The organism is Angelakisella massiliensis (genome assembly GCF_900104675.1).
Lineage (GTDB): Bacteria > Bacillota > Clostridia > Oscillospirales > Ruminococcaceae > Angelakisella > Angelakisella massiliensis.
The window spans coordinates 41,712-51,025 of sequence record NZ_LT629941.1 but is presented as its reverse complement, the minus strand read 5'-3'; the positions used below and the strand labels follow the sequence as shown (position 1 = coordinate 51,025).

The 9,314-nt window shown below is 43.7% G+C and carries 8 protein-coding genes and 1 pseudogene; all 9 read left to right on the top strand.

The window, feature by feature from the left end:
- Positions 1-201 precede the first annotated feature (201 nt).
- The gene (locus BQ5383_RS00270) at positions 202-2,322 is read left to right on the top strand and encodes a recombinase family protein (RefSeq protein WP_071428840.1); all 2,121 of its coding nucleotides are present in this window, start codon (positions 202-204) and stop codon (positions 2,320-2,322) included.
- Entirely contained in the window at positions 2,247-2,624 is a 378-nt protein-coding gene (locus tag BQ5383_RS00265) for a TnpV protein (protein WP_054325472.1), read from the top strand. The genes BQ5383_RS00270 and BQ5383_RS00265 overlap by 76 nt, the downstream gene beginning before the upstream one ends.
- Positions 2,625-2,964: 340 nt before the next feature.
- Positions 2,965-3,525: an RNA polymerase sigma factor gene (locus BQ5383_RS00260; protein ID WP_071428839.1), complete on the top strand. Its 561-nt coding sequence runs from the start codon at positions 2,965-2,967 to the stop codon at positions 3,523-3,525.
- Positions 3,522-4,214 carry a hypothetical protein gene (locus BQ5383_RS00255; protein ID WP_054690455.1) on the top strand — a complete coding sequence of 231 codons (693 nt, stop codon included), beginning with the start codon at positions 3,522-3,524 and terminating at the stop codon, positions 4,212-4,214. Before BQ5383_RS00260 ends, BQ5383_RS00255 begins: the two co-directional genes overlap by 4 nt.
- 388 nt (positions 4,215-4,602) lie before the next feature.
- Positions 4,603-4,794 (top strand): hypothetical protein, encoded by a 192-nt coding sequence (locus BQ5383_RS21375; RefSeq protein ID WP_054325471.1) that lies wholly within the window; start codon positions 4,603-4,605, stop codon positions 4,792-4,794.
- Positions 4,775-5,797, top strand: a complete 1,023-nt coding sequence (locus BQ5383_RS00250) for an AAA family ATPase (protein WP_207646796.1) — start codon at positions 4,775-4,777, stop codon at positions 5,795-5,797. Before BQ5383_RS21375 ends, BQ5383_RS00250 begins: the two co-directional genes overlap by 20 nt.
- A 181-nt stretch (positions 5,798-5,978) precedes the next feature.
- Positions 5,979-7,244, top strand: coding sequence for a plasmid recombination protein (locus BQ5383_RS00245; protein ID WP_071428837.1), 1,266 nt, complete (start codon positions 5,979-5,981; stop codon positions 7,242-7,244).
- Positions 7,245-7,368: 124 nt separating this feature from the next.
- A complete protein-coding gene (locus BQ5383_RS00240; RefSeq protein ID WP_004452856.1) occupies positions 7,369-7,557 on the top strand; it encodes a transposon-encoded TnpW family protein in 189 nt (62 codons plus the stop codon).
- A 1-nt stretch (position 7,558) separates the two neighbouring features.
- A pseudogene (locus BQ5383_RS00235) lies at positions 7,559-9,313 on the top strand (helicase-related protein); the annotation flags it as partial.
- Between the last annotated feature and the right edge of the window lies 1 nt (position 9,314).

The window sequence follows — 9,314 nt, the reverse complement described above, 5'->3', positions numbered from 1 at the left end:
GAAGGATATAATTTAGTAGGACGATAAATAATGCGTTCCTAAATTGAAAATAGGCTATCAAAATCGGTTTTGGAACTTCAAAAAAATCTTTTAATTTTCTTGAAAAACAGTTCCGCTTTGCACCCCTATTTTCTCCTATTAGCAGAGGGAGTAATCCCTGTAATGCTAAATCAGATTACATAAAGAAAGGAGGATAAGAGAATGTCAAGGACTTCAAAGATTACAGCAATTTATGAGCGTTTATCAAGAGATGATGACCTCAATGGTGAGTCAAATTCAATCACCAACCAAAAGCAATACTTGGAAGATTACGCCCGAAGAAATGGCTTTACGAATATCCGTCATTTTACTGACGATGGTTTTTCGGGTGTGAATTTCAATCGTCCGAGTTTTCAGGAGTTGATTAAGGAAGTAGAAGCAGGAAATGTCGCAACGATTATTGTTAAGGATATGAGCCGATTAGGACGAAACTATCTGCAAGTCGGCTTTTATACGGAAGTTCTGTTCCCACAGAAAGATGTCCGTTTTCTTGCAATAAACAACAGCATTGACAGTAATAATGCTTCTGATAATGACTTTGCCCCATTTTTGAATATAATGAACGAATGGTACGCCAAAGACACAAGCAATAAAATTAAGGCTGTGTTTGATGCTCGTATGAAAGACGGAAAGCGTTGTAGCGGTTCAATTCCCTATGGATATAACCGATTAGCAACCGACAAACAAACGCTTGTCGTTGACCCTGTGGCTTCTGAGGTGGTAAAGCGTATCTTTCTGCTTGCCAACGAGGGCAAAAGTCCGAGAGCAATCGCTGAATTGCTTACCGAAGAAAAGGTTTTAATTCCGGCTGCACACGCAAAGGAATATCACCCCGAACAGTATAATGGAATAAAGTTTACAGACCCGTATCTTTGGGGAATGTCAACCATAAGAGCGATTTTAAGCAGACAGGAATATCTCGGTCATACTGTTTTGCGTAAATCGGTCAGCACCAATTTCAAACTGCACAAAAGAAAGAATACCGATGAAGATGAACAGTATGTATTTTATAATACGCACGAGCCTATCATCTCGCAGGAACTTTGGGACAGCGTTCAGAAGCGAAAGAAACGAGCGAACAGGACAGCAGCCAAAGGTACGCATAGCAACCGTTTAAGCGGTTATCTGTACTGTGCGGATTGTGGCAGAAGAATGACCCTGCAAACGCATTACAGTAAAAAAGACCGTTCGGTGCAGTATTCTTACCGTTGCGGTGGGTATGCAAGCAGAGTAAACTCCTGCTCTGCCCATTCAATTAGTGCTGATAATGTTGAAGCCTTGATATTATCGGCTGTCAAACGATTATCAAGATTTGTTCTGAATGACGAAGAAGCCTTTGCAAAGGAACTTCAAGCACTTTGGAATGAAAAGCAGACAGAAAAGCCAAAGCACAATAAATCGGAATTGCACCGTTTTCAGAAGCGATACGATGAATTGTCTAAACTTATTCGTGGCTTGTATGAAAATCTTGTTTCGGGATTACTGCCCGAAAGACAGTATAAGCAACTGATGAAGCAGTACGATGACGAACAGGCTGAACTGGAAACGAAGATTGAGGAAATGGAAAAGGAACTTACCGAAGAAAAAGTAAATGCTGTTGATATTAAGCATTTCATTTCTTTAATTCGCAAGTGCAAAGAGCCGACAGAAATTTCCGATTTGATGTTTGCTGAACTCATTGACAAGATTGTGGTTTATGAAGCAGAGGGTGTGGGAAAAGCAAGGACACAAAAGGTTGATATTTACTTCAACTATGTCGGGCAGGTCGATATTGCCTATACAGAAGAAGAACTTGCTGAAATAAAGGCACAGGAAGAACAGATTGAGATGGAACGCTTGGCAAAACAGCGTGAGCGTGAAAAAGCCTACCGAGAGAAGCGAAAGGCGAAAAAACTCGCTGAAAACGGTGGAGAAATCGTCAAGACAAAGATATGTCCTCACTGTCAAAAAGAGTTTGTGCCTACAAGTAACCGACAGATATTCTGTTCAAAGGATTGTTGCTATCAGGCAAGGCAGGATAAGACAAAAGCCGACAGAGAAGCAGAAAAAGGAAATCATTATTATCGTCAGCGTGTATGTGCTGTGTGTGGCAGTACCTACTGGCCTGCACACAGTCAGCAGAAATTCTGTTCCGAAGAATGTCAAAAGCAAAATCACAACGAGAAATCTTTGGAATTTTATCACAAGAAGCGAAAGGAGAAATCAGAATGCAAAGATTTATTACAGACGAAAGAACTGGTATCCAGTACGAACTCATCGGAGATTATTACTATCCCTGCTTGACGATAGAAAACGAAGAACCGCCTACGCTCACAAAATACGGAAGAATGAGGGAAAGATATTTGAGGGAGCATAGGAAAGTCTTATATTGCAATCTGCTTACAAGCGGAAAGTTATATGAACACCTTGCTGAAATTGATACTTCGGCGTGTAATATGGCGGAGTATCTGATAAAGGAAATGGCAAGAAAACAAGGTGTGACGGAACAACTGAAAGCGGAGGATATGATGAGATGGGTCGGATTGATGAATAATATCCGAGCCTGTGCAGATGAGATTGTATTGAACGATATTGTGTATTCCTAATAGCATACCAGCCGAAAAGGAACTGCTGTCTTTACTGATGGCAGTTTTCTTTTTCGGGAAGTATTCAAGAAGTCATTAAGTCGTGAGTGTAATGGAAGTGGTTAAATTGAAAGTTCATAAAGATGGTATGATGTGTTAAAATGAGAGTGATGAATTGTAATTTTCCGCATTGAATATTAAGAGACTTGTAGGTGTAAGCCTTTTGCTGTTTTATTATATTCTTTCAAAAAATGAAAGCTAATCTTTGAATAAATATTTTTTGAATTTAAGTGACGCTTGACACATTTTTCCCGTTTATTAGGGTGAAAGGCCTTAATACAAGGGAAAGGAGGAGAAGCCTATGGATGATAAGCAGATATTAGATTTATATTGGGAGCGCTCCGAAGCTGCTATATCCGAAACTTCAAAAAAATACGGAAAGTATTGCAGATACATAGCCTTTAATATTCTTCACAATGACGAAGATAGCGAGGAATGTGTAAATGATACTTATTTAAGAGCTTGGAACAGCATACCGCCTAACCGTCCATCTGTCCTAAAAACTTTTTTAGGGAAGATTACTCGCAACCTATCTTTGGACAGGTACGAACTGCTTAATGCAAAGAAACGTAATGGTGGGCAAATGCCATTGGTTTTTGATGAAATACAAGAGTGCATACCATCGTTGGATAGTACAGAAAACATTGTTGAAGAAATCGCTCTAACGGATATTCTCAACCGCTTTCTTTCTTCCCTGTCATTAGAACAGCGAAAAATCTTTATGAGAAGATATTGGTATTTATCGCCCATTAAAGAAATTGCAACGGAATATGGTATGAGCGAGAGCAAAATCAAGATGTCATTATTTCGTTCAAGGAACGAACTCAAAAAATTGTTAGAGAAAGAAGGTATCTCTGTATGAAAGAAAAGAAACTTTTAAGGGCATTGGGAAATGTCGATAATCAGTATATTAAGGAGGCTGAACCTATGAAAAAAACAAGTAAAATAACTAATCGGCAAAAATGGGTGTCTGTTGCAGCTTGCTTCGTACTCGTTGCTGTGATTGGAGTGGGAGTTTTTCAAAGCAATCTGTTTGGTACAAAAAACGATATTGCCACGCTGAATGATGGAGAAACAATTACTTTTGTTAAAAATGACTTATCACAATCTTCAATTAACTTAAATGTAACAACAAGACCTTTGAGCGATGCTGAAATTGAAATGCTTTTTGCAGACTTGCCTGTTACCGCAGATGCTTATTTTGATGCTGACAATCATAATATTCTGGGTTTTGAGGGAAAAATTGATGATACAAGAATGGTAGTTTCTAAACAGGGTGTAAATCTATTAGATACTATCATTGATGGAAATACAATCACTTCAAGTGTAGACGGCGTTGATATCAACGCAGGATATTTCGTAACAAAGTCAAATAGTCAAGGTGTCAAAACCGTAATATATTATGCAACCTTTGATATGGGAGAGAACACTATTTATGTAGAGTATTCTGGCGTTGAAAATGAAAGTGAAACTGTAAAAAACAACTTGGCAGACACAATTTTGAAGTTGATTGAGAACGGTGCATTTGATTTGAGCCAAATCCAAGAATAATCTGCAAATTTCATATACTAAGAACTTGATGTAACACCCTATACCCTTAAAAAATAGGGAAAGTAATATAAAGCCCCAAAAAACAAGTCTAAAAAGCTCTATTAGAACGGTATCTTCGCTTTTTGCCTGTTCTTATGATTATAATTTTAGTGGTCACGTTTTTTGCTACTTGAATGACAGAAAACATCGTAGAAATACGGTGTTTTTTGTTGCCCCAAACCCTACAATTTCATACATAACCACAGGTTAGTACAAATACCTTGCGTGATTTTTTTGAAAGGCTTAGAAAGGCAATTTTGCCCGATTTTCGCCCCGAAAAATGACAGAAACAAGGCTCTGAGTATCTTTCCTGTGGTTTTTTTATTTTCAGACGGAAAGGAGGATTGATATGCCGAGAATGAGTAAGAAACGGAAACAAGATTGGGCATTGTTTCTGAACGAAAGAAATCGCATTACCTACAACGAACTTTGCAGAAAATGCAGTAATGACTGCAAGCAGAGTTTCCGTTGTATCGTGGTGCTTTGCCCTAAGTATTTATCGAAAAGGAGAACGAAGAAAAATGAAGCAAATGGAAAATGAAATGAATGTAAATGTCCCTCTCGAAGTTATTAAGGCAAGTGAGATTGAGCCGAAGGAAGTGAAATGGCTGTGGTATCCGTATATTCCGTACGGCAAGGTTACGCTGTTGCAGGGCGATCCGGGCGATGGAAAAAGCAAGTTAATGCTGTCAATCGCCGCACTGCTCTCTAAGGGCGAACCTCTGCCTTTTACTGAAACGGAAGAAAATGAGCCTATGACTATCATCTATCAGACAACGGAAGATGATGCAGACGATACGGTAGTACCCCGATTTAACTCTGCCGGTGGGAACGGAGAAAACCTTATCTTCATCAAGGAAGATGAAAAGTCTTTATCCTTTGGAGATAACCGTATTGCTGAAGCAATCGAAAAGTATCACGCAAAACTTTTAATTCTTGACCCGATGAGTTCCTATATCGGAGAGAACTGTTCAATGAACAATGCCAACGAAACAAGGGCAGAGTTTAATCACTTGATTGCAGTTGCAAAAAATACTGGCTGTGCCATCGTGATTATCGCTCATATGAACAAGATGAGAGATACCAACCCTCTTTATCGTACCAACGGTTCGATTGATATTGCGGGTGCTGCAAGAAGTATTTTTGCAATCACACGCACACCGAACAAAGAAGCACCGGCGGAAAGATATATGGTTCAAGTGAAATCCAACCTTGCCCCGACAGGCTCTGCAATTCTCTTTGAGGTTGCAGAAAAGGGAGTGGACTTTATTTCTGAAATGGAAATGACAGCAGAAGAAGCGTTCCAGTCCCTTGCCCCTAAAATGGGCAGACCGAACGAAAAGGAAACCAAGGCGAAAGAATTTCTTTTGGAAATGCTGAAAGACGGAGAAATGCTTTCTTCGGATTGCGAAGAAAGACTTGAAGCCGCTGGGTTCAAAAAATCGACCATCAAAAAGGCAAAGAAGAAAGCAGAAGTTATCTCCCAAAAGAAAGGCTTTCTGTGGTACTGGTCTTTGCCGATGGGCGATATACCGAGAGAATAAAAGCAGGCTGTCTGATGGGAGGACAGTCTGTTTTTATGATTGAGGTATCAAAAGGAGGTCAAGGGGGAACTCCCTTGCCCACGACATCTTTGCAGACGAAGTCTGAAAGTGTCATAGTGGGTTACACACATTCAAAGAATGTTGTGTAATGGCTTCGCCCCTGCCGAGAAAGGAGAGCAAAATGGCAAAAATCGACAAGGCGGATATGAGTTGTGCAAGGGTAAAACAGTACACCGCTTCTGATGTGAGCAAGGCGGAAAGGCACAACGAACGCAAGAATGAAACCTACGAAAATATGAATGTGATTGAGGAACGAATACCCTTTAATGTGCATTTCAAAAAGCCGACTGCCCCTACCTATATGGAACAGTTAAAACAGATGGAAGCAGACGGTCAGGTGTCGCTTCGTGGGTTGAGGAGAGACGCAACACTCTTTAATGAGATAGTGATTGATGTGAATACGATGTACTTCGAGCGTAATGGTGGCTATGAATACGCAAAGCAGTTTTATGAAGAAGCCTATCGTTTCATCGTGGAAAAATTCGGTGCTGACAATGTTATATCGGCAGTAATGCACGCTGATGAAATCAATGTAGCCGCAACCGAGGAACTGGGAAAAGAGGTTTACCATTATCATCTTCACGCTATGGTTCTGCCAGTGGTGGAGAAAGAAATCCTATGGAGTAAGCGTTGCAAAGACGAAAAACTGCGAGGAACGGTCAAGGAAGTTGTTAATCAGATAAGCCATTCAAAGAAATGGAAATCGGATATTCCGCTGACCGATGAAAAAGGAAAGCCGCTTCTTAGGAAGAACGGAAAGCCGATGTTTAGAGCTTCGTACAGCATACTGCAAGATGAATTGTTTCACTATATGACGGAGCAAGGGTTCAAAGGCTTTCAGCGTGGCGAATACGGAAGTACAGCAGAGCATTTGACTTCCCTGCAATATCAAATCCAACAGGACAAAGAGCGATTGGAGAAGTTGCAGAAGCGTATTCAAAAGGAACAGGTCAAGTATGAGCCTGCCCGTCATATCTCCAAAACCTTAAACGAGATTGACAGTATGGGGCAGAAAACAATCACAGGTAAAATGGCAATCTCCAAAGAGGATTATTCTCAACTGACAGCCCTTGCCAAAGAGGGTATTACCAGTCGTGCGGAAATCAAAAAATTTGAGCAGAGTGCAAATTTTTACCGACAGAAGTATATGGACAGTGCAAACGCATTGGAACGAATGAAAACCAAATACAACGAACTGAAAGAAAAGTGCAGACCTTTTCTTGAAGCGTTGGAACATTTCCCCGAAGTTGCTAAACTTTTTACCGAAAAAGTGAAGCAACTTTTTTCTTTTAAGGAAGCACAGGAACGAGCCGAAAAAGAAGCAAGGGAAAAAGAAAGACAAGAGCGTACCAAGGCACGAAGAAACAAGCGGGATATGGAGAGATAACCATTTCCATTATACTCACGACTTAATGACTTCTTGATATGTTCCGATGAAACAGGCTGTATTTGTGGGGTGTTCCAAACGGAATGCCCCACCAGTCAATTTATGAAAAGGAGAAACGGACTATATGAAAGAAAACACTTTATCTTATACAACACGAATAGGCAAAACAACTTTTATTGTCAATGTGAAGCAATCGGAAAGTGCGAAGAAGCCTTTGAATACGGTGTTTCAAGAAATATGCAGACACGAGATGTTGGGAGATTTTTCAGCGGATAAATATTTGAATTTAGAAAACTTGCAAAAATCATCTTGACAAACTCGTTCCCGAAGGAACCGGCTACCGGGCAAGAACAAGATTCAGCAAGTTTTTCAACCTGCCGGAGCTGATGAACCTGTTCAAAGAGGTGGCGGATATTAAGACCGCCGACCAGCTGCATCTGTCCACGCCGCAGGTGGAGTACCACAACGTCGTGGCCCAGCCCACCGAAATCCAGAAAGAGATGGTAGAGGCGCTCTCCGAGCGGGCGTCCCAGGTACACAGCGGTACGGTGGACCCGTCCCAGGACAATATGCTCAAGATCACCAGCGACGGGCGCAAGCTGGGTCTGGACCAGCGGATCATCAACCAGCTGCTGCCGGATGAGCCGGGCACCAAAGTCAACCAGTGTGTGGACAATATCATGCAAATCTGGCGGGACGGCGAGGCCGACAAGCTGACACAGCTGGTCTTTTGCGACATCTCTACGCCCCAGGCCCGGCCTGCCAAAAAGGCAGCGAAGGCGCTGGACAACCCAACGCTGCACGCATTGGAGGACGCGGTGCCGCTGCCAGAGCCGGAACCGGCCTTTACGGTGTATGAGGACATTCGACAAAAGCTCATTGCCAAGGGAGTGCCTGCCGAACAGATCGCCTTTATCCATGAGGCCAACACCGAGGTACGAAAAAAAGAGTTGTTCTCCAAGGTGCGCACCGGCCAGGTGCGGGTGCTGCTGGGCAGTACACAGACAATGGGCGCGGGTACCAACGTCCAGGACCGCCTGGTGGCACTGCATGACCTGGACTGCCCGTGGCGGCCCGGCGATCTGGCCCAGAGAAAGGGCCGCATTGAACGCCAGGGCAACCAGAACGAGACCGTCCATGTGTATCGCTACGTCACTGAGGGAACTTTCGATGCCTATCTCTGGCAGACAGTGGAGAACAAGCAGCGGTTTATCAGTCAGATTATGACTTCCAAATCTCCGGTGCGAAGCTGTGATGACGTGGACGAAACGGCGTTGTCATTTGCCGAGATCAAGGCTTTGTGCGCAGGCGACCCGCGCATCAAGGAACGCATGGACCTGGATGTGGACGTGGCACGGTTGAAATTGATGAAGGCCGACCACCAAAGCAAGCAATACCACTTGGAGGACCAGCTGCTCAAAACCTTCCCTGAGGAAATCGAAAAAAACAAGGGTTTTATCACCGGGCTGGAAGCGGATATGAAAACGCTGGCGGAACACCCGCACCCGGAGGACGGCTTTGCGGGCATGGAAGTCCGGGGCGATACCCTGACGGACAAAGAGAACGCCGGTGCGGCGCTTTTGGATGCCTGCAAGGAGGTCAAAGGCTCCGACCCGGTATCGGTGGGTAGTTACCGGGGCTTTGCTATGTCGGTGTCGTTTGACGCTTTCCGGCAGGAATATATGCTCCTGCTGAAAGGCGAGATGACCCACCGGACGGCCTTGGGCACCGACCCACGCGGCAACCTCACCCGTATTGACAACGCCCTTGCCCAGATGCCCCAGCGGCTGGAGGCGGTGAAAAATCAGCTGGACAACCTCTATCAGCAGCAGGCCGCCGCCAAGGCCGAGGTGGGGAAGCCCTTTGCCCAGGAGCAGGAGCTGCGGGACAAATCCGCCCGGCTGGCCGAGTTGGATGTGCTGCTGAATATTGACGGCCATAAGCGCCCCGCACCGGAGGCGGTGGTGGCTAAGAGCGGCCGTCCCTCGGTGCTGGAAGGGCTGAAACGCCCGGTGCCGCTGCGTAGCCCCGAAAAGAAACCCAAACACCATGAACAGGAGGTGCGATAAC